The 20,033-nt window shown below is 40.1% G+C and carries 13 protein-coding genes; 8 read left to right on the top strand and 5 right to left on the bottom strand.

Features of this window, described 5'->3' with window-relative positions; genetic code table 11:
• Positions 1-104: 104 nt before the first annotated feature.
• Entirely contained in the window at positions 105-1,478 is a 1,374-nt protein-coding gene (locus tag GQR45_RS19030) for an IS4 family transposase (RefSeq protein WP_096058041.1), read from the top strand.
• A gap of 59 nt (positions 1,479-1,537) precedes the next feature.
• Here the strand turns inward: GQR45_RS19030 and GQR45_RS19025 are convergent, their stop codons facing one another.
• From GQR45_RS19025 to GQR45_RS19010, 4 genes are all read right to left on the bottom strand, one after another.
• Positions 1,538-3,556, bottom strand: coding sequence for a S9 family peptidase (locus tag GQR45_RS19025; protein ID WP_165726759.1), 2,019 nt, complete (start codon positions 3,554-3,556; stop codon positions 1,538-1,540).
• Between the two features lie 152 nt (positions 3,557-3,708).
• Complete coding sequence (locus tag GQR45_RS19020; RefSeq protein ID WP_024604653.1) at positions 3,709-4,443, bottom strand: 5-oxoprolinase subunit PxpA; 735 nt, start codon at positions 4,441-4,443, stop codon at positions 3,709-3,711.
• A 1-nt stretch (position 4,444) separates the two neighbouring features.
• Complete coding sequence (locus tag GQR45_RS19015; protein WP_165726758.1) at positions 4,445-6,256, bottom strand: glycoside hydrolase family 3 protein; 1,812 nt, start codon at positions 6,254-6,256, stop codon at positions 4,445-4,447.
• A gap of 811 nt (positions 6,257-7,067) precedes the next feature.
• Positions 7,068-7,592 (bottom strand): hypothetical protein, encoded by a 525-nt coding sequence (locus GQR45_RS19010; protein WP_165726757.1) that lies wholly within the window; start codon positions 7,590-7,592, stop codon positions 7,068-7,070.
• Positions 7,593-7,741: 149 nt separating this feature from the next.
• Between GQR45_RS19010 and GQR45_RS19005 the strand changes: the two genes are divergently transcribed.
• The 3 genes from GQR45_RS19005 (at position 7,742) to GQR45_RS18995 (ending at position 14,256) form a co-directional block, all read left to right on the top strand.
• Positions 7,742-11,764, top strand: a complete 4,023-nt coding sequence (locus GQR45_RS19005; RefSeq protein ID WP_165726756.1) for a rhombosortase-dependent M36 family metallopeptidase — start codon at positions 7,742-7,744, stop codon at positions 11,762-11,764.
• A gap of 458 nt (positions 11,765-12,222) precedes the next feature.
• Positions 12,223-13,746 carry a sensor domain-containing diguanylate cyclase gene (locus GQR45_RS19000; protein WP_165726760.1) on the top strand — a complete coding sequence of 508 codons (1,524 nt, stop codon included), beginning with the start codon at positions 12,223-12,225 and terminating at the stop codon, positions 13,744-13,746.
• Positions 13,747-14,067: 321 nt separating this feature from the next.
• Positions 14,068-14,256 (top strand): hypothetical protein, encoded by a 189-nt coding sequence (locus GQR45_RS18995; protein ID WP_165726755.1) that lies wholly within the window; start codon positions 14,068-14,070, stop codon positions 14,254-14,256.
• 181 nt (positions 14,257-14,437) lie between these two features.
• Here the strand turns inward: GQR45_RS18995 and GQR45_RS18990 are convergent, their stop codons facing one another.
• Positions 14,438-16,519 (bottom strand): TonB-dependent hemoglobin/transferrin/lactoferrin family receptor, encoded by a 2,082-nt coding sequence (locus tag GQR45_RS18990; protein WP_165726754.1) that lies wholly within the window; start codon positions 16,517-16,519, stop codon positions 14,438-14,440.
• A gap of 140 nt (positions 16,520-16,659) precedes the next feature.
• Here GQR45_RS18990 and GQR45_RS18985 point away from each other — a divergent pair, with 140 nt between their 5' ends.
• Genes GQR45_RS18985 through GQR45_RS18970 form a run of 4 tightly spaced genes read left to right on the top strand, consistent with a single transcriptional unit; the run spans position 16,660 to position 20,019 of the window.
• Positions 16,660-17,469, top strand: coding sequence for an ABC transporter substrate-binding protein (locus GQR45_RS18985; protein WP_165726753.1), 810 nt, complete (start codon positions 16,660-16,662; stop codon positions 17,467-17,469).
• Positions 17,466-18,518, top strand: coding sequence for an iron ABC transporter permease (locus tag GQR45_RS18980; RefSeq protein ID WP_165726752.1), 1,053 nt, complete (start codon positions 17,466-17,468; stop codon positions 18,516-18,518). Before GQR45_RS18985 ends, GQR45_RS18980 begins: the two co-directional genes overlap by 4 nt.
• Complete coding sequence (locus GQR45_RS18975) at positions 18,515-19,303, top strand: heme ABC transporter ATP-binding protein (RefSeq protein ID WP_165726751.1); 789 nt, start codon at positions 18,515-18,517, stop codon at positions 19,301-19,303. Before GQR45_RS18980 ends, GQR45_RS18975 begins: the two co-directional genes overlap by 4 nt.
• Positions 19,300-20,019 (top strand): DUF2470 domain-containing protein, encoded by a 720-nt coding sequence (locus tag GQR45_RS18970; protein WP_165726750.1) that lies wholly within the window; start codon positions 19,300-19,302, stop codon positions 20,017-20,019. Before GQR45_RS18975 ends, GQR45_RS18970 begins: the two co-directional genes overlap by 4 nt.
• The last annotated feature ends 14 nt before the right edge of the window (positions 20,020-20,033 follow it).

The raw sequence follows: 20,033 nt of genomic DNA, 5'->3' as shown, positions 1-20,033 counted from the left end.
GCTGTCTCTTATACACAAATCCCTGCTAAGAAATTAGCGGGGATTTTTTTGAACTAAATCTCAATGTCATGATCAGATCTTCAAATCTTGTTTGAGGGCACATTATGATTAACGAACATACTCATTGGGCAAAACAACAATTCGGTAAATCGGACTTAGGTGATCCAAGAAGAACAGCGCGTCTGGTAAAGTTAGCATCAACGCTTGCAAATGAACCAGGAAAACCACTTGTGAACATCACTCAATCCCCCGCCGATATGGAAGGTGCCTACCGCTTTATTCGCAACGAGAATATTGACGCAACGGCTATAGCAGAGTCAGGCTTTAAAGCCACGGTTGAACAAGCAAAAAGTCATAACTTATTACTCGCATTAGAAGACACGACCACACTAATTTATAAACATTCCTCCATTCGAGATGATTTGGGTCATGTCGGACGAGGAGCAAAACAACGAGGCTTGTTAGCTCATAGCGTATTACTGTTTGCGCCAGACACAAAGCAAGTTGTGGGATTAATTGAACAGTCTCGCTGGAGTCGTGATATCAACACGATTGGAAAAAGAGAAAAACACGCGACGACTTCTTACGAAGAAAAAGAAAGTTACAAGTGGGAGTCAGCGTCACGAGCGATGGCAGAGCGGCTGCAAGGACAAATGGCGAACGTGATATCGGTGTGTGACCGCGAAGCGGACATCTACGAATACTTGCAGTATAAACTGAGCGAGCAGCAACGATTCGTCGTACGCTCGATGCAAAGTCGTCATATTGAAGAAGGTGAGGATAAGCTCTATGCGTTTGCAAGCGAGCTGATGAGTGCAGGCACCAAACACATCCACATTGCACAAAAAGGAGGAAGAAAAGCCCGAAGCGCAACACTGGATATCACCTATGCGCCAGTGACACTCAAAGCGCCTTACAATAAGAAAGGACACTCCCTCCCAGTTTACTATGTCGGCTGTGCAGAGCGAGGAAACGCTGAGAACGGCTTAAGCTGGCACCTATTAACCAGTGAACCAGTCACCAGCAAAGAAGACGCTTTAGCTATCATCACCTACTATGAGCACCGTTGGCTTGTAGAGGAATACCATAAAGTCTGGAAAAGTGATGGTACGGATATCGAAAGTTTACGCCTTCAAAGCCAAGATAACATGGAAAGATTGGTGACGATTAATGGCTTTATTGCGACGCGAATATTGCAACTAAAGTTCACCAATGAGCAGCCTGATTCTCCAAGTTGTGAACAACTGTTATCTCCCAAAGCATGGAAGTTATTGTGGTTAAAGAGAATAAAAACACCATTGCCTGAAACTGCTCCAAATATGTCATGGGCGTATCAGGAACTGGCAAAGTTAGGAGGCTGGAAAGATACCAAGCGCACAGGGCGTGCATCTGTGAAAGTGTTATGGCAAGGATGGCTTAAGTTACAAGCCATCCTGGAAGGCTACGATTTAGCAAAATCTCTTGAGTCAGACTTGTGATCAAGAGACAGCTTATTTGAAGTGGCTTTTATTTGAGCTATAAATTTATTACTCAGAGTTTATTTAGTGTGTTTATCAAACCACCATTGAATATAAGCTACTTTAGTCATTAAGTTTGATGGGCGAGCTGTAATACCATGCGATGCATTAGGAATTCGCACCATTGCAGTATCAACGCCTTGTAGTTTTAATGCCTGATAAAACTGCTCAGTTTCTGATATTGGTGTACGGTAGTCAGATTCGCCAGTGAGCAACATAGTAGGAGTTTTAACGTTTCCAACATAACTAATAGGCGAGCGCTTCATGTAATGCTCAATGTGATCCCACGGTTTACCCGGAAACCAGTAATCAGCAAAAAACGGGTAAAAATCGGCAGTTAGTACAAAGCTGATCCAATTAATAACAGGCTTAGCAACTACAGCCGCAGCAAAGCGATCGGTATGACCTACAATCCAAGCTGTTAATACGCCACCGCCAGAACCACCAGTTACAAACAATTTAGACTCGTCAATAAAGCCTTTCGCTATTAGCGCATCAACGCCCGTCATTAAGTCATCAAAATCGTTACTTGGGTAATTATGATGAATAGTTTGTGCAAACTCTTTACCGTATGAATCACTGCCACGTGGGTTCATGTATAAAACGACATTTCCTTTGGCTGCAAACAGCTGAATTTCAGCGCTAAAGTGTGGACCGTAATTAGCTACTGGACCGCCATGTATTTCTAGTATTAGCGGATATTTTTTGCTGCTGTCAAATTCTGGTGGGTAAGCAATCCATCCTTGAATAGGTAACTCATCGTGACTTGATTTAATCCAAATTTCTTCCACTTTAGCCAAAGCTTTGTCGCCCAATGCATCTGCATTAAGGGTAGTTAAACGCTGCGCTTTACCGCGTTTAATTGTTGCTATATCAGCAGGGCGCTGAGTATCGGCAAGGGTAAAGGCTACTTCGCCATCTTCGCTTACATCAAAGTCGCCACCAGAATAAGGGCGACCAAAGGCAACACTGCCAATTTGGGTTGTTATAATTTTACGCTTGCCGCTGCGTGGTTGATAGGCGAGGGCAGTTTGACCTTTATCTGCATAGCTAAAGTATATGCCTTTGGAGTTTGCACTCCATTTTATTTGACCTACGCTACGATCAAAATTTGGCGTTAAGCTAGTTGTGTTACCTGTTTTTAAATCACGAATATAAAGCTGAGCGTTTTCGTAGTTAGTGCGTTTATCATCGTAACCTGTGTACGCTAAGTAACGACCATCTGGAGATACTTTAGGCTGCTCGTCAGGTCCGTTTCGGTCAGTAACTTTAGTTATATTTTGTGTGGCTAACTCGAGTTGATAGATTTCACTGTTTGTGGGTTTTAGCTGGTTGTTTGTGTGCCTGTTCGCAGAAAAATAAAGCGACTTACCATCGTTACTAAAACTTACATCGCCTGCGTTATCAAATTCATCATGAGTGAGTTGTTTGGCATTACCACCGTTAGCGTCTATGGAAAATAATTGGCTAAAACCTTTTTGCGTATAACCGCCACCATCTGAGCGATAATAAACATCATCAATAAATTTTGCGGGCTCTGCCCACGTTGCATCTTTTGGTTTGCCCGGTAAGCTTACTGGCGCTGAATTAGCGCTTGGAACAAACATGCTAAATATTAATTGGTTAGAATCAGGGTTCCATGTAATCGAACGTGGACTACTCGTTAAGTTACTAATTTTTGCCATAGCACCTGTTTTAAGCCATTTTATATATATTTGGCTGCTGCCATCGCGAGTTGATATAAACGCAAGGCGTTGACCATCAGGAGAGAGTACTGGCGAATAATCCATATGCACGCCAGAGGTTAGCGGTTGCATTTGTTTGGTTTTGTAATCAACAGACCAAATATTACCAACTTTGCGATCTGTTTTTATATCCATGCGGTTACGCACAAAATAAACAGTTTTACCGTCTTCGGTTATATCTATTTGATTGGCATATTCTAAATTAAACACGTCTTGCAGTTGTAGTGTATTTGTTTCAGCGTAGGCTAAATTGCTACAGCCTAAAATGAGGCTAAGTGTTAAAAGCTTTTTCATTTTAATCCCTGTTGTTACTTTTTTAATTTGCTAAGTAGTTATATGTTAGGGATTATTAAATTAACAGTAGGATGCGATGAAGCTCTTATTTAACTCTATGAGTTAAAGCTGTAAAGGGGGTTTACAGCTTCTATTTGAGGTTGTGTAAAAGTTTAGTTAGCTGAGTTACACAGGGCTTTTATATCTTTTATAAGCACTATGCCATCAGCGTTGTCGCCATGTACACATAAGCTATGGGCGTTAAGCGTTAGTTTTTTTCCAGTTCGTGTTGTCACGCTACCATCGGATAAAAGCTGAGTTACTTGCTCTAGTAATGCAGCTTTGTTGTGAACACTGCCCTCAAGTGTCCGTGACACTAAATGCCCGTCGTCGGTGTACTGCCTGTCGGCAAATGCCTCGAGTATTAGATCAACTCCTGAGCTTTTAGCTATTTGAATGTGCTTATTGGCATTTTTAGTCGCTAAAACCATTAGTTTTAAATCTGTTGGGTAGTTGGCAATTGCATTTATAACGGTTTGTAATATTTTCTCATCAGCCATCATGTCGTTATAAAGTGCGCCGTGGGGTTTTACATAGCTAAGTGTTAAACCTTGTACTTTTGCCATGCCCTCAATAGCGGCTATTTGATAATGCAGGCAATTTGTAAGCTCTTTTTCGCTAAGTACCATTGAGCGCCTACCAAAGCCTTGCTTATCTGGGTAACTTGGGTGAGCACCAATTTGTACGTTATGTTGCTTGGCAAGTATAAGAGTGTTTGCCATTACGTTGGCATCACCTGCATGGAACCCACACGCAATATTAGCCATATCAATATGTGGCATAACGTCATCGTCTAGCCCCATTTTCCACGCGCCAAAGCTTTCGCCCAAATCACAATTGAGTTTCATATTAGTGCGCCTTTTGCGGTTTTATTGTGACAGGTAATACGCCGTTAGCCGTTGCTTCGCCTAGTAACACTTTTGCAAGTGCGGTAAAAGCAGGACCAGATACAATATCGTTTTTATCTACATCAATATTATATGCGTAGGATGCAAGTACAGCATTTGCATAATTGCCAAATTTAGCAATGTCGTAAGGGGCTCTTAGGCTTATAAAAACAGTGCTTTTATTTTCCTCTTTTGCCATATTTAATAATGACTCAAGTGCTTTTGGTTGCTCTGCATTATTAAGTGCAAAATTAGGATCGTCTTTTAAATCATCCATACCGCCAATTTCTACCGCACTTTGATTAGGCGTTGCATTGCCGGCTATAACTACATCAGCAGCGTGTATTTGTGTTTTAGCTTGTGCAGGGTTAAACCCTTGTAGGCTGCTACAGCTATAGTTTAGTTTTTGCTGGCTGGTAGCTTCAATCGCTTGCTGCATTGCCATACATTTACGCGTGTCGGGCATAATAATATGAACATTACTTCCTGCTTTTAAATTAAGTGGCAAAGTACTGTTATTATTTTTAACCTGCGTTATTGCCTCTACAGCAAGCTGCGCTTCTATTTCGCGATGTGCTGCACTGCCGATTGTTTGCTTTGCATTTATGAGCGCGGTAATAGGGTCAAAATTAGTGCTTAATCTAAATTTATTTTTAAGCGTAATTATACGCATCGCTGATTGTGCTACTTCTTGCTCGTCAAGTTGGTTTGATTTAACCGCTGCAACAAGCTCTTTAATAAGGTCATCGAGCTTGTTTAAATCATCCGGCGTTCTAATTTCAACGGGCATTAGGGCAATGTCAGCCCCAGCCGCAAACGTATTTATTACCGCTTGAGTTGATGTGAAAAAGTTACTAATGCCAGCCATATCAAGCGCATCAGTTACTACAACACCTTGGTAATTAAGCTCACCACGTAAAATATCAGTAATGATTGCACGCGACATTGTTGCCGGTTTTATCATAGTTTTGCCATTAACACTTATGAACGTTGTGCTATCGAGGGCAGGGTATTGAATATGCGCCGTCATTATCATGCCTGGGTTTTGCTTGGCGATAATGTGTTTAAAAGGTGCTAGGTCTTGCTCGTAAATAACTTCTTTTGCATGGTTTACTTTAGGTAAACCTGTATGGCTATCTACGTTTGTATCACCATGACCTGGAAAGTGCTTTAACGAGGTAATAACGCCGTTGTTCTCAAATCCTGCAACCTGTGCGGCGCCCAATTTACTCACTAATGCTGGGTTTTCACCAAACGAGCGTACATTAATAACAGGGTTATCGGGGTTCATGTTTACATCAACCGTGGGCGCGTAGTTTACATTGATACCCAGCGAGTTTAGTTCTTTAGCTATAACAGTTGCTGTTTTTGTCGCAAAGCTCGTACCGTGTTTTTTGTAGGTTGCGCCAATCGACATATTACCGGTAAATGATGTAGCAACATCGCGTGGTAAACGCGCTACACGTCCGCCTTCTTGATCTATTGATATAAATAGCGGCAGCTTACTACTGGATTTACTTGCAGCTGTTTGCAATTGGCTATTAAGCGTAATGGTTTGCTCTATCGATTGGGTATTTTCAGAAAATAAAATAACCCCACCAATATCGTATTTAGCAATAGCGGTAGCGAGCTCATTAGGTAACTCGGTCATTGGAGTTCGGCATTTATTACTTGCTCCTTGCTGGCAAAAGTAGCGAAAGTCGAGTATTAACTTTTGCCCAAGTTGTTGTTCAAGAGAAAGCACGGGTTTAGCAAACGAGGATTGTAATGGCATTAAACACCCAGATAAAAAAACGATAGACGGTACAATACACTTATTTAGCAAAACACACTCCAAGGCTAAAAAGTAGATAAATGCATGCAGCTTAACTACTTTTTAAAGTAACTGCAAAAGAAGGTTTTCTTTACAAAAACCATTAACGTATTGTAAAAATTGAAGAAAAATTATAGTTTTGAACTTAGTGAAAAGTTATATTTTTTCTGGTTTTATTGATATTAGGTAATAAATATTTAATAGGGTGTAATTGCAGGCTTTATGCTCAATTATAGGTGCAAGTATTGAATGCCTCATACTTAGGATGGCATTCATTTTCGAAAGAATTATTAATAGCCTTAATCTTCGATTTCTTATTTTTCATTTAACGATTACAGCCTTTATTAGTACTTTAGTAAGTAGCTTTTATTCTACCTACCAAGCACAAAAGGAGCAGTTAAAAACGTACACTAAAAATAACTATGCCTGCGCTAATAAACTAGCATCAACAACTTATACTCTTTAGAATCAGCAATGCAATAACCTGCCTATTCAACTAAAAATCATCTTGAAAAGACAATATTGTGGCGCGTTTAGGTAGAGAAGAGTTTGTATTTTTTACCTAATAACAGCAAAGTGCGCGCAAACATAGCAGAGCGATTGCGTCAAGCCGTTGAGTCTATAAATACGTAAACTATTGGATTTATAATAACTCCTATTGGCATTGCAACTTGGTCTGAGCATAGTAACGAAATAGACCAAGTCTACAAATGTGCTGACAAAGTACTTTACCATGTTAATAATATGGTAGTGATAAGTGCATTGTTGCTGATTAAAAATGTGTTTCGATAGGTGAGTAATCAATTGCAACTTCTACATTGCTCACTGAGCTATAGTTGTTTAGATCTTTAGATAATCCTGCAATATCAACATCCTTTTCAACAAGTAATGTGTAATTGTGAGCTGTCGACTTAACTAACTCATAATTATTTTTTAACTCATCAGGCAAAGAATCGGTATTTAATGTAATGGTAAGAGTACCTGTTACTACACCTTTTTGCTTTAAGTTCTGATTATAAATAACGTCGCCTTTAAATAACTGCTCAGAGTTAAAAATAAGCTTATCACCAGATGAATTTATGCTTTTAGATGCTTTTTTCATAATACCTTGACTGCTTTCTTTTTTAGGGAAAATAGTGTCAGTTTTCTGGTTCTTAGATGGTTCTTTTATAATGATTTCTGCTGTTTTAGGTAGCGCCTGAGAGTTGTTAACCTCTGTTTTTTCACTGTTATTACATGCAGATAGTAATAATGCTGCAATTATTGGCACTGAACTTGTAATAATTATTTTTTGCATTCGTTTACCTTTGTTTACTTTTCTCTAAATTTAAAGCTATTCAGCTTCATTCAAGTATGTATATTAACAACTTAACTATGCGTTTACATAAAATAATCAATTAAAAAACATTAAGTGTTTTAATATAATAAATACAAACAGGTGGATACATGTCTCAATTTAAATTAACAACTATTGCCATGGTTGTAGCATCAACATTAGCAGCAGGTGAGCTAACCGCCGCTGAACAAACTCGATTTTATGATGTAAGTGCTACAAATGCAGTTACTCAGGGTACTTCTTTAGCTGCTGTTCAGCAGAGAACCTTAGCCGAACGCGCCACTGTATCGGGTCAAAAATCTATTTACGATGCACAAATGGGTAAAGCAACATTTTTATGGCAAGCAATAGGTCAGCGTAAGCCTGACATGGCTTTAATCGCAGCTGATAACCGTAATCAATATGCTGCTGACTTTTATATTGAAACTTTAACAGGTATTAGTAATCGTAAAACAACAGCATCTTCTGCTGTTATGGTTGATTTATCAGAGCAAAAACGTGGTTCTATTAGTGCTAAATATAAACAACAAGTAAACGGTGTAGAAGTTTTTAACCGCGAATACAACTTGTTAATGGATAAAGAGTACAACCTAGTAGCAAGCTCGGGTTATTTTGCTGATACGTCGTCATCTAAAAATAAACTTGCTGCATTAACGGGTTTTGTAAGCTCTGAGCAAAGTATAAAAAAAGCATTTAGTGAATTAGCAAATATTGATGTCTCACTTCGTAAAATTGGTAATGAAGGTGGATATGCAAAGTATGAGGCTAAATCATTAGATGACTCTAAGATTGTTTTAGGTACACCACGTGCAAAAGAAGTGTTTTTTGAAGTTGCAGGCGAGCTTAAATCTGCTTACTACATTGAAGTAGAAGTAGCAGAAGTTGGCTCTTTAGAAAGTGACTACTTTAGTTATGTAGTAGATTCGAATAACAGCAAAGTATATTTTGCGAAAGATTTGAAATCTCATGCAGCTGACTTTAATTACCGTGTTTACGCTAACCAAGATGGCTACCCAATGGAAAGCCCGCACGGTGACGTAATTCCTGCAGATGGCCCAGGGCAAGTAGACGAGACTGAGATTTTAGACGCGCCAATGGTATCTCTATCTTACTACAGTAAACTAAGCACAATGGACCCATGGTTAGCTGATGATGCAACGACAACATCAGGTAATAACGTATTTGCTTACGCAGATGTGGTTGCACCTCAAGACTTTAGTGAAGGTGACTTTACTGCTGAAACAACAGCAGACTTCACATTTGACTACCCTTATAAAGTAGATGAAGTTGCAAATAGCTACGCAAACCGTAAAGCGGCTATTGTTAACTTGTTTTATATGAATAACTTTTTACATGATTTTTTCTATGATCATGGTTTTGATGAAACGTCAAATGTAGCTCAAGTATCTAACTTTGGTCGTGGCGGCGTAGAAGGTGACCCGATTGAAGCACAGGCTCAAGATAACTCAGGTCGTAATAACGCAAATATGTCTACGCCAGCTGATGGTGCTAGCCCACGTATGCAAATGTACTTGTACAACAGTAAAGATGCCGTTGTTGGTGTAGATTTTGGTATTACTGTAACTTCACATGACTCTTTAGGCCTTTTAGCTTCAACAAAAGAATCTGGCTTTGGTAAATACCAATTCAGTGATGTGGCTGCAGAAGTTGTTCGTTTAGATGATGGAAATACAGTAGATTCAACAAGCGTGAATGATGGTTGTGAGCCTGCTATAAATGCAGCTGAACTAGCGGGTAAAATTGCAATTGTAGACCGTGGCTCATGCTCATTTACAATTAAAGTAAAAAATGCACAAGATGCAGGTGCAATAGCAACTATCGTTGTTAATAATGACCCAGATACGGCAGAACCGGCACCAATGGGCGGTGAAGACGATACTGTAACCATTCCAAATATGGGTTTAAATTACGCTGATGGTCATGCAATGTATGACCTAATTGATGCTCGTGAAGTTGTTACTGTTAACATGTTTACCAAAGCAACATTAAAAGATGGTACGTTTGATAATGGTATTATTGCTCATGAATGGGGTCACTACATTAGTAACCGCTTAGTCGGTAATTCATCAGGCCTTATTAACTTCCAAGGCCGCGCAATGGGCGAAGGCTGGGGCGATTTCCACTCATTAATGTTTATCGCTAAAGAAAGCGATATAAATATCACAGGTAACGATAAGTTCCAAAAAGCATATGGTAGCGGCACATTTGTAGAAGACTTCTACTTCGGTATTCGTCGTCTTCCTTATTCAACTGATACAGATGTAAATGCATTATCGTTCCGACATATTACTGAAAATGCTGGTGCTGATATTGGTATTTCACCAACAAGCGTGGCTTCTCCTCATGCTGCCGGCGAAATTTGGGCAACTGTATTATGGGAAAACTACGTAACGCTTATTAACGAGCATGGCTTTAATGAAGCACAAACTCGAATGGCAGATTACTTAGTTGCAGGTTACAAATTAACACCTATAGCACCAACCTACACTGAAGCACGTGATGCTATTTTAGCTGCTGCCTATGCAGTAGACCCTGCTGATTACAAGTTAATGGTAGGCGCATTTGCTAAACGTGGTATGGGTCTTGGCGCAGTATCGCCAGATCGTTTCAGTGAAGACCTTACTGGTGTAGTTGAATCAGATAAAACACAGCTTTCTAGCTATGCTTTTGCAAGTGCTGACTTAAACAACATGTACAATGGTACAGAGCTTGGTTTTTGTACTAACGACAATATTTTAGATAAAGGCGAAACGAGTACGGTTAGCGTAACAATTACTAACCGTGGTAGTGAAGTACTTAGTGGTACAACAGCACAACTGACAGTTATAAGCGATCATGATGTAACATTTGAAAATGATGGCCTACTTACTTTTGGTGAAGTTCAACCGTACGAAGCAATAACAAGTAACGATATTAAAGTTACTTTGAACGAAGCGGGTACAGCTGAAACACTAGAAATTGAAGTCACATTCCCTGAAATTGAAACGGATGATGATATCGTTGAAGCGCTTGATCAAACACTTACGTTTGAAGTAAATATGGGCTTTAAATCAGAAACGCCTGTTGGAGCTGTAGTTTCAGATGATATGGAAGTAGCAAGTTCATCACTATTAGATTTAAAAGAAAACGTAATGTTTGGTGGTGATTTAGCTGCTGGCACTCAAGTAATGGATAATAGTAGTAATATTGCATTCTTTGAACAAGGTGGCTTTGGGCTAGGCACACAAGCAATGCGCCTTGTAAATAATGGCTTCCAATCGGATGTAGCAGTAGAGAGCAAGTCATTCGAAGTCGGTTACTCTGGCGACTTTGAAATTTCATTCTGGCATTTCTATAGTATCGAGGAAAACTGGGATGGTGGTGTTGTAGAAGTTAGTGTTAATGGTGGTGACTGGGTTGATGCTACTGAAATTGGCGGCACATTTGATGTTGGCTATGACGCTGTTCTAATCGAAAACGATTCTCAAGAGCTTCAAGAACGTGAAACATACACAGGTAATAACGTACAAGATAGTGGCGCGTATGGTAATTATGAAACTATCAACTTTGGTGATGCTCTAAACGGCAACTTAGTAAAAGTACGTTTTAGAATTTCATCAGATGGCGCAGTAAGTGATTTAGGTTGGTGGATTGATAACCTAACTATGTCTAACGTTTTATCTCCTGTATTTTCAGAACTTGTAGCGGGTGATTCACTAGCATGTGATAACGCAGCTCCACTTGTTTTAGTCGAAAGCGCATCAGCGGAAATTACTGAATCTGCTACAGGAACAATTACAGCAACAGCGTCAGATCGCAATGGTCAAACACTAACTTATGCTTGGACTCAGGTTAGCGGTAGTGATGCTACGCTCACTGGTACTGATACAGCAACTTTGAGCTTCACACCTGCAGCTATTACTGCAGATGAAGAGCTTGTTTTTGAAGTTGCCGTAAGTGATGGTGTAACAACTGTGACTCAACAAAGTACTGTAATGGTAAAAAATGAAGCGGTAGCAACAGTGCCTGTAACAGAAGCAAAATCTAGCGGTGGTGGTAGTTTTGGCTTTATAGCTTTATTACTTACTCCATTAGTATGGTTTAATAGACGTCGTAAAAACGTTAGTAAATAAGTTTAAATAACATCCCGTCGTCTCTAAACACATGACGGCTTTAATGAAAGGCCAGTAGCTTTTGCTTCTGGCCTTTTTTATAAACTTAGTGTGATGTTTTTAGTTCTGACCTCATATTAACTTTTTCATGGCCATACACTTTGACTTATCTATTAGTCATATTGCCTTTTTATACGACATCAACAACTTATATCTTAAAGCTTAATAAACAACCTCGGTGCGTTCACTTAGTTGGCTAGAGTTTTACTGATTAAAGGATAAAAAATGGCAACGCTGTAATTATTATTTATCACGCCATACCCTAACGCATAGTCGCTAAATTGAACAAACCAACTTAATTAAAAACACTTAAACGGGTATAATATCTAACTTCGTATAATACGCGCTGAATTTGAGTGCTTTGGAATGCAGCTTTGCTATATAAATTACTACCCGCTTTAAATTTAAGATTTCTTATATTGCTACTCGCATTCTCTGCAGCACTGAGCACATTGGTAGGGAGTTTTTATTCTACCTATCAGGTTCAAAAAGAGCAGTTAACATCATATACGCTAAAAAGTAATTTAGCCTATGCACAAAAATTAGCCTCCGCAACTGATAACTTTTTAAAGTCTGCGCTTCAGCAGCTTGAATACTCAGCTAAAATTATTGAGCAATCACCAAATAACTCCAAATTATTAAACGATGAAGCCATTCGTTTAAATCATCAAACGGATAGCTTTAACTCTGTTGTGATTAATTTACATGGTGTAGTTGCAGCGACGTCGCCTCACTTTGAAAGTTTAATAGGCCAACAAATACAGTCTCCAGGAGCAATAGAAGCACTAAAAGAAAAACGCCCATTAATTAGTGAGCCTTATTTATCGGCAGCTGATAATTTAATTGTTTTTATTTCGCACCCGCTATTTGATTCTGAAGATAAGTATTTAGGTTATATTGGGGGCTCTCTTTATTTAAAAGAGAAAAATATTTTAAATGAGCTTTTAGAACAACATTACTACAAAGGTGGTTCGTACCTTTATGTTGTTAGCTCAAATAAGCGCATTTTATATCACCCAGAACCTGCCAGAATCGGCAACGTTATTGCTAACAATGCTGTGATTGACGCTGTTATAGATGGCGAAATAGGCACTTCAACGGTTATTAATAGCTTAAATAAGCCGATGCTCGCAGGCTACGCACCCATTACTTTATCTAAATGGGGAATAGTGGCGCAAAGACCATTAGAATCAACGCTCTCTTCGCTAGATACATTAACTATTGAAGTCATTGAACAAACAATACCTATGGCATTAGTCACATTTATTTTTATTGGTTTATTCGCACACTTTATAGCAAGGCCGCTAAAGCGATTAGCCGATAACGCAAATACACTCGATGATCCAAAAAGCTTAGAAAAACTTAAAAGCGTGAAGTCGTGGTATTTTGAAAGTCAAAAACTGAAGTTAGCGATGTTAAGAGAGGTTACTTTATTACAAGCACAAATAGGTGTGCTACGCCATGACTCACAAACAGATCCCTTAACAGATACGCATAACAGAAGAAGCTTAAACGGCCTACTTAACCAGCTTATGCTAAAGCAAACCCCATTCGCTATATTAGAAATTGATATCGACTTTTTTAAACGTGTTAACGATACTTTTGGACATAATAAAGGCGACGAAACTTTAGTTTCGCTAACAAATATAATTAAAAAACTATCAAGAAGAGACGACATAGTATCAAGAATCGGCGGTGAAGAATTTGTTCTTGTGCTACCAAATGAAAACAGCCAAAGTGCCTATAAAATAGCAGAGCGTTTACGTAAAACAGTAGAATCGACAGAAATAACCACCATTGGAAAAATCACTATTTCTATAGGTATTGCGACCTGGCCTGAGCATAGTACTGATATTGCCCAAGTATATAAATGTGCCGATAAGGCGCTATATCATGCTAAAGAGCATGGTCGTAACCGATGCGTAGTGGCCGATATTAGCTAACCACAGCTTTGTTAAGTAATACTCTTTATTACCTTAAATTGATAAATACTTTACACAGAGTGCATGAGTTTATTAAGCCAGCCATCTGCTTTTGATGGCTTGTAAATCATTACTATGCCTTTGCTATAGTGACTGTTAACCCCCTTTACAGTTATTTTGTAAGCCCTAAATCGTCAATCACAAAGTTAGGTAAATACGCTAATCCCAAAGCAATTTCACTACTAAACTAACCTTTTAAAATCCGTTATATGTTGAAAAGCTAATGAAAAATAAAACACAAAAAATGCATTTTCATTAGTAAAACTAACGCAGCAGCAAGGCTTGGTAATTCATAAAATACAAAGTAAACCAAGCTATGACTCGTTAAGATTAGAGCCGCTTACTAAGGGGGAGTATAACGGGGAATTAGAATGCGACAGCGCAATAAATACAACGCTTGCAAGTAAGCTAACGGCATGTTTTAAAACCGTACCAAGCTATCTAGAGACAAAAGATTTATCGGTTAATTAATTTATAAATAGCCATCGCTTTTTAGCTTTAAAAGCGCTGGTTTTATAAAGTGTTAGTTCGCATTAAGTGTGTATAAATTTACTTAAACATACTTGTCATTAAGTAATTTAAATTGAGTAAATATGTGGCAGGCAAACGCTGCATACCCATGCAGCGTTTATTGCCATTTGTTTAGCCCTAATTAAAACTGATAGCTTACCCTTGCTGAAAAGTTACGCCCAGGTTGGGTGTATTGGCTAAAATCAGCACTTTGCGATTGACCTGCAATCAACTCAAAAGGTACATATTCTTTATCGAGCAAGTTAAGTACACCTACATTTAGCTGCCACGCTTGCCATTCGTAGTTTGCGTATAAATCAACAGCGCCGTAGCCATGCCCTTGCGTAGTTTTATCATCGTTTGCATCAAGTACTACATCCGATTGCGATTTAGCTAAACGCAACGCAGCGGTCCAGTTAATATTACCCAGCTCTGTACTTAACAATATTGAGCCATTTAACGGGCTAATACTGGTAAGTGGCTGATCGGTTTCTTTATTTTCACCATCAACGTAGGCTACGTTTGCCTCAAGCAGTATATTTTCAGCGACATACATGGCAATTCCTGCTTCTACACCGCTTATTTGTGTTTCGCTAATATTTTGATATTGATACAGAGTTTTGTTTACGCTAGGAATGTACGTTGGCTCAACACCCACTACTGCAGTTTCAATAAAATCATCGAATGCTGCATAAAAAGCACTTAAGTTTACGCTAATATCGCTGCTGGCGTATCTTAGCCCAAGCTCAAACGAATCACTGCTTTCAGGGTCTAAATCGGCGTTTGGTAATATTTGATAAAACGGCTCAACGCCGTGGCTTTGATAGGCTTGGTCGTGTGGTGGTATTTTAAAGCCTCGTACGTATTGCCCGTACCACGATAAGTTATCATCCACTTGGTATATAACACCTAGCTTAGGCGAAAAAGCAGACTCGGTAATATCGTCAAGCTGCGCATCAGCGTATAGCTCATCATTTTTAGCTTCAAGGGTGTAGTAATCATATCGCACGCCCGCAATAACCGACCATGCACTGTTTTTAAACGAAATACTGTCTTGTACATAGGCGCCAATTAAAGAGGTGTCAGCCCCCGGAAACGCTTTTTGTTTTTGGTCTGTAAAATCAACGGTGCCATCAGCTAAAACACGCGTTTTTAAACGTGGCCGAGTGGTGTCGTATAAATCGATATCAATCCCGTATACCACTTCGTGATCGGCACTCTCTGCGTTAAATCCTTTATTAAATACCGCTTTTAAACCTAAGATATTTTGTTCAAAACGATAGTCGTTATAATCGGTGTAGGTGCTTGCGCCACTAATTGCATCGCTTTGCTGCTCGTAACTACTATAAGATACTTGCCCGTACCATTTATCAAACGCAGCTGTAGCTACCTCTGAATGGTAATCTAGCGCCAGTGACCAACTCGTGTCGTCTTCATCGGTTTCTTGAACCGCGGGGGTTATAACTTGCTCAATTGTTTGATTAAAATAATCAAGGGTGTATTTAAGTGTGCGTTTTTCATCAAGCTGTTGCTCAAATTTAACTATTAAAGCGTCCGACTTTGCATCATAACCGGGTAAGTTTTCGTCATAGTTTTGTACTTCTTCGCTGTCGCGATGGCTATAAACTGCGCTTACTGCAAAGTCGCCTAAGTCTTTTGCACCGGTAATATCAGCAGCAATTTGGTTACTTTGACCTTGATACCCCAGTGCCATTTTTACATAGCTGCTGTTATTTTTTAAATAATCGCTTGGATCTTTAGTGGTTATAACCACAATGCCACCGAGTGCGTCAGAGCCATATAAAGACGATGCAGCACCTTTGGCTACTTCTACTTGTTTTACGCCTGCTACATCAAAGTAATTGCGGCCAACTAAATAGCCCCCTCCGCCTGCATAACCATCGTTGGTGCGTCGGCCATCTTTTATAAATACAACACGGTTACCACCAACACCACGTACGGTGAGTGTTTGCGCGCCTGCGCCACTGCCTGTGGTTGCAATGCTTGAATCGTATTTAAACATGGTTTGTAAATCTACAGCTAGCTGGCGCTCTATATCTTGCTCGGTAATAACAGTTACTGAGCCTGTTACATCTTTAAGCTTTTGTTCAAAACGCGAGCCACTCACAACAATATGATCGTCAATTATGTTTTCGGCAAATGCAGTGCCCGATCCGAGTAATAAGGTTGCTATAGCAGTAAATTTAAATGCAGAGGGCTTCATTTTAACTCCAAATGATAATAGTTATTATTTATGGCGAGGATGTTACAACTAAGTCAAATTAAGATCAATTAATTATGATAATCATTTTCATTTAGATTTAACTAGTTATAATAGCCGAAAAATAAAAGCCGGAGTTTGTAATGAAATACCTATTTATATTGTTTGCTTTAGTCGCTCAACCTGCACTTGCACAGGAGCGCGTTATTAGTGCTGGCGGCACCCTTACAGAAATAATTTATGCGCTGGGCAAACAAAGTACCCTTGTAGCGGTTGATCAATCTAGTATGTACCCACAGCAAGCTACGCAATTACCACAAGTGGGTTATTACCGTGATTTAGCGGCAGAAGGCGTGCTTTCTATGCGCCCAACCACCTTATTAGCGCTTGAAGGCGCAGGGCGAAGCCAAGCACTTAAACAAATTGAGGCAACTGGGGTTAAACTAATTCATTATAAAAAGCCGACCTCAGTTAATGAGCTACTTGAGCTAATTAAACGCCTTGGTACCGACTTAAACGCCAAGCAAAAAGCGCAATCACTCATTACGCACATTACAAACTCATTACCTGTAAAAGCAAAACAACAAACGCACAGTGCACTATTTTTACTCTCAGCTAATGAGCGCGGGCTTGTTGCCGCAGGGCAAGAAACCGTCCCTAATTTATTATTTAGCTATGCGGGCATTACTAATATAGGCGCTACACATTCAGGCTTTAAAGTAATTAATACCGAAGTACTTGCTGTAAATCAGCCTGACTTTTTAGTTGCGCCAAAGCATGTTGTACAAAGCATTGGCGGCAAGCAGGCTTTTTGTAAGCAACCGAACCTACGCTTATTAAAAGCTGCGCAAAGCTGTAACTTACTTGTTATGGATAGCCTGCTTTCGCTTGGCATGTCGCCACGTATTACCACAGCAATTAATGAGCTTAACGAGTATAAAACCCGCTTATGAATACCCTAACATTGAGCCGCTTTGTGCCCATAACACTTAGCCAAACTCATAAGTGGATGCTATTAGCCTCTGTTTGTATTTTTGCTTTGGCGCTACTAAGCATTGGGTACGGCCCTGCAGGATGGGATTGGCGTTTAGCTATTGCCTGGCTTGCACCCGAGTACTTTAATCAGTTTGATGCGCTGCAAATAAATGTCGTAATGCAAATACGTTTGCCGCGTTTTGTGCTTGCTGTATTAGTAGGGTTGGTACTTGCCCAAACAGGGGCGGCAACCCAAGCGCTTTGCCGTAACCCGTTGGCCGACCCATCTATTATTGGCATTAGTGCAGGTGCGGCAATGGTTGCAGTGGCGTTTATTGCACTTAGCGCGCAGTTTAATTTTAACGCTCAGTTGTATTTACCTTATGCGTCGTTTTTAGGGGCGCTTGGTGTTACCTCGCTGGTATATTTTATTGCCAAGCAGCAGGGGCAAATTAATATCACCACACTTATATTGGTAGGAGTCGCTATTAACGCGTTAGCATTCGCTGTTATTGGGCTACTGAGTTTTTTTGCCGACGATAGCGCGCTACGATTAATAAATTATTGGACCATGGGCTCATTAGGCGGAGCAAGCTGGATCACGATTATTCAAGCTGCGCCGTTACTATTTATCAGCCTAATTGGCCTGTGGCGGTTAAAAAACCCCATGAACTTACTCCTTATTGGCGAGTCACAAGCTCAGTACCTAGGAGTAGACACTAATAAGCTTAAATTGTATGTCATTATACTCGTTGCATTAGGGGTAGGTGCGGTTGTAGCGCTTACCGGTTTAATAGGGTTTGTTGGCTTGGTAGTCCCGCATATTGCCCGCTTAATGGTGGGGCCGCATTTACGTAATATGCTGCCGCTTTGTATGCTAATTGGCGTAGTGGTATTGCTACTTTCTGACTGGCTAGCACGCATTGTGATCATGCCATCAGAGCTACCCATTGGCATTATTACTGCGTTATTGGGTGCGCCATTGTTTATTTATTTAATAGTGAAAAATAAGCGAGGTTGGTCATGATCACGTTTAACAACCTAAGCGTTGGCTTTGATAATCACAGCGTTTTAAACGCTATTAATGGCAGCGCTAAACAAGGGCAACTTGTAGCACTACTTGGTGAAAATGGCGCAGGTAAATCTACCTTGCTGCATACCTTAGCAGGTATGCACTCCTTTACAGGCAGTGTACTTTTTAATGCTAAGCCGCTGGCCTCTCACGCTAAAAAACGCCTTGCAACACAGCGCGCAGTTATGATGCAAGCTAACCACGTAGGGTTTGATTTTAATGTATTTGAGCTTATTGCAATGGGTCGCTATCCGTATGTAGAGTCATTAAAAATGCAAAGCGAAAAAGTACATAAATACGCCGCTATTATGGATTTAAACCAGTATTTAACTCGCCGCGTAAGTGCGCTTTCGGGCGGAGAGCAACAACGAGTGCATATGGCGCGTACTTTAGCGCAGCTCGATGCCTTTACACAATCGGCCGAGCCAAAACTAATGCTGCTCGATGAGCCTACATCAGCACTTGATATGCGCCACCAACATGCTTTGCTCAGCTGCGTTAAAACCTTTGTAGAACAAGGCAACAGCGCCATTATTGCAATACACGATCTAAATTTAGCCAGCCTTTATGCAACAGATGCTATTTTACTGCACAGCAAAAAAGTGTTGCAAAGTGGGCCTATAAACACCGTATTAACAGAACAAAACTTACAACAAATGTACGCCATGAAACTGCACGTAAATCCTCATCCTTATAACGATGCACCCATGGTTTTTTCTCAACGTCAGGAGTTTTTATGAGAGAGCAAGCATTAAACGATACACGCACCTTGGTTTACAAAACCAATGCGGGTGTCATGTCGACTATTTCTAATAATTTACGCGGCTACCCGTTTGGCTCAGTAACCCCCTATATGTGCGACGAACAAGGCCGTGTTTACTTTTTTATTAGCGATATAGCCCAGCACACTAAAAATCTAAAGCACGACTCACGTATGAGCCTTACCGTATTTGACGCCGCCGACTACGGCGATCAAAACGAGCACGGGCGAGTAACGCTTGTAGGCGATGGCTCTGTTGTGCCAAGTGAGCAAGCACACACTTTACTTGATAACTATATTGCCCTATACCCCGAAGCCGCTAGCTATCGCAATGCGCACGACTTTCAATTATGGCAATTAGACGTAATTCGTGTGCGCTATATTGGTGGCTTTGGCAAAATATTTTGGCTTGAGCAAAACGAATGGCAGGATGAGGTAAAAAACTGGGATGAAAACCAGCAGCAAAGCATGATAAGTCACATGAACGATGACCATCAAGATGCTATGTCGCTCATATTAATGCAGCACTACAGCGTAGCTGATAACACCCCAATAATGAGCGGCCTATTACCCACTGGCTTTTATATACAAAGCCAAAAGCGTAATTACTTTATTAACTTTAAAGCCCAGTGCAACAACCCGTTAGAGATACGTAAAGCGATGGTTGAGCTAACCAACCAAGCTCGTAGTAACTAAACTAAATACATGAC

The sequence above is a fragment of the Pseudoalteromonas sp. SA25 genome (assembly GCF_011378705.1).
Taxonomy (GTDB): domain Bacteria; phylum Pseudomonadota; class Gammaproteobacteria; order Enterobacterales; family Alteromonadaceae; genus Pseudoalteromonas; species Pseudoalteromonas arctica.
This window is presented reverse-complemented; position numbering and strand designations above follow the sequence as displayed.

Excerpts from the sequence above, each read along its gene's own strand:
- GQR45_RS19030 (WP_096058041.1), top strand. The coding sequence starts at position 105 with ATGATTAACGAACATACTCATTGGGCAAAACAACAATTCGGTAAATCG.
- GQR45_RS19025 (WP_165726759.1), bottom strand. The coding sequence starts at position 3,556 with ATGAAAAAGCTTTTAACACTTAGCCTCATTTTAGGCTGTAGCAATTTA.
- GQR45_RS19020 (WP_024604653.1), bottom strand. The coding sequence starts at position 4,443 with ATGAAACTCAATTGTGATTTGGGCGAAAGCTTTGGCGCGTGGAAAATG.
- GQR45_RS19015 (WP_165726758.1), bottom strand. The coding sequence starts at position 6,256 with ATGCCATTACAATCCTCGTTTGCTAAACCCGTGCTTTCTCTTGAACAA.
- GQR45_RS19010 (WP_165726757.1), bottom strand. The coding sequence starts at position 7,592 with ATGCAAAAAATAATTATTACAAGTTCAGTGCCAATAATTGCAGCATTA.
- GQR45_RS19005 (WP_165726756.1), top strand. The coding sequence starts at position 7,742 with ATGTCTCAATTTAAATTAACAACTATTGCCATGGTTGTAGCATCAACA.
- GQR45_RS18990 (WP_165726754.1), bottom strand. The coding sequence starts at position 16,519 with ATGAAGCCCTCTGCATTTAAATTTACTGCTATAGCAACCTTATTACTC.
- GQR45_RS18985 (WP_165726753.1), top strand. The coding sequence starts at position 16,660 with ATGAAATACCTATTTATATTGTTTGCTTTAGTCGCTCAACCTGCACTT.
- GQR45_RS18980 (WP_165726752.1), top strand. The coding sequence starts at position 17,466 with ATGAATACCCTAACATTGAGCCGCTTTGTGCCCATAACACTTAGCCAA.
- GQR45_RS18975 (WP_165726751.1), top strand. The coding sequence starts at position 18,515 with ATGATCACGTTTAACAACCTAAGCGTTGGCTTTGATAATCACAGCGTT.
- GQR45_RS18970 (WP_165726750.1), top strand. The coding sequence starts at position 19,300 with ATGAGAGAGCAAGCATTAAACGATACACGCACCTTGGTTTACAAAACC.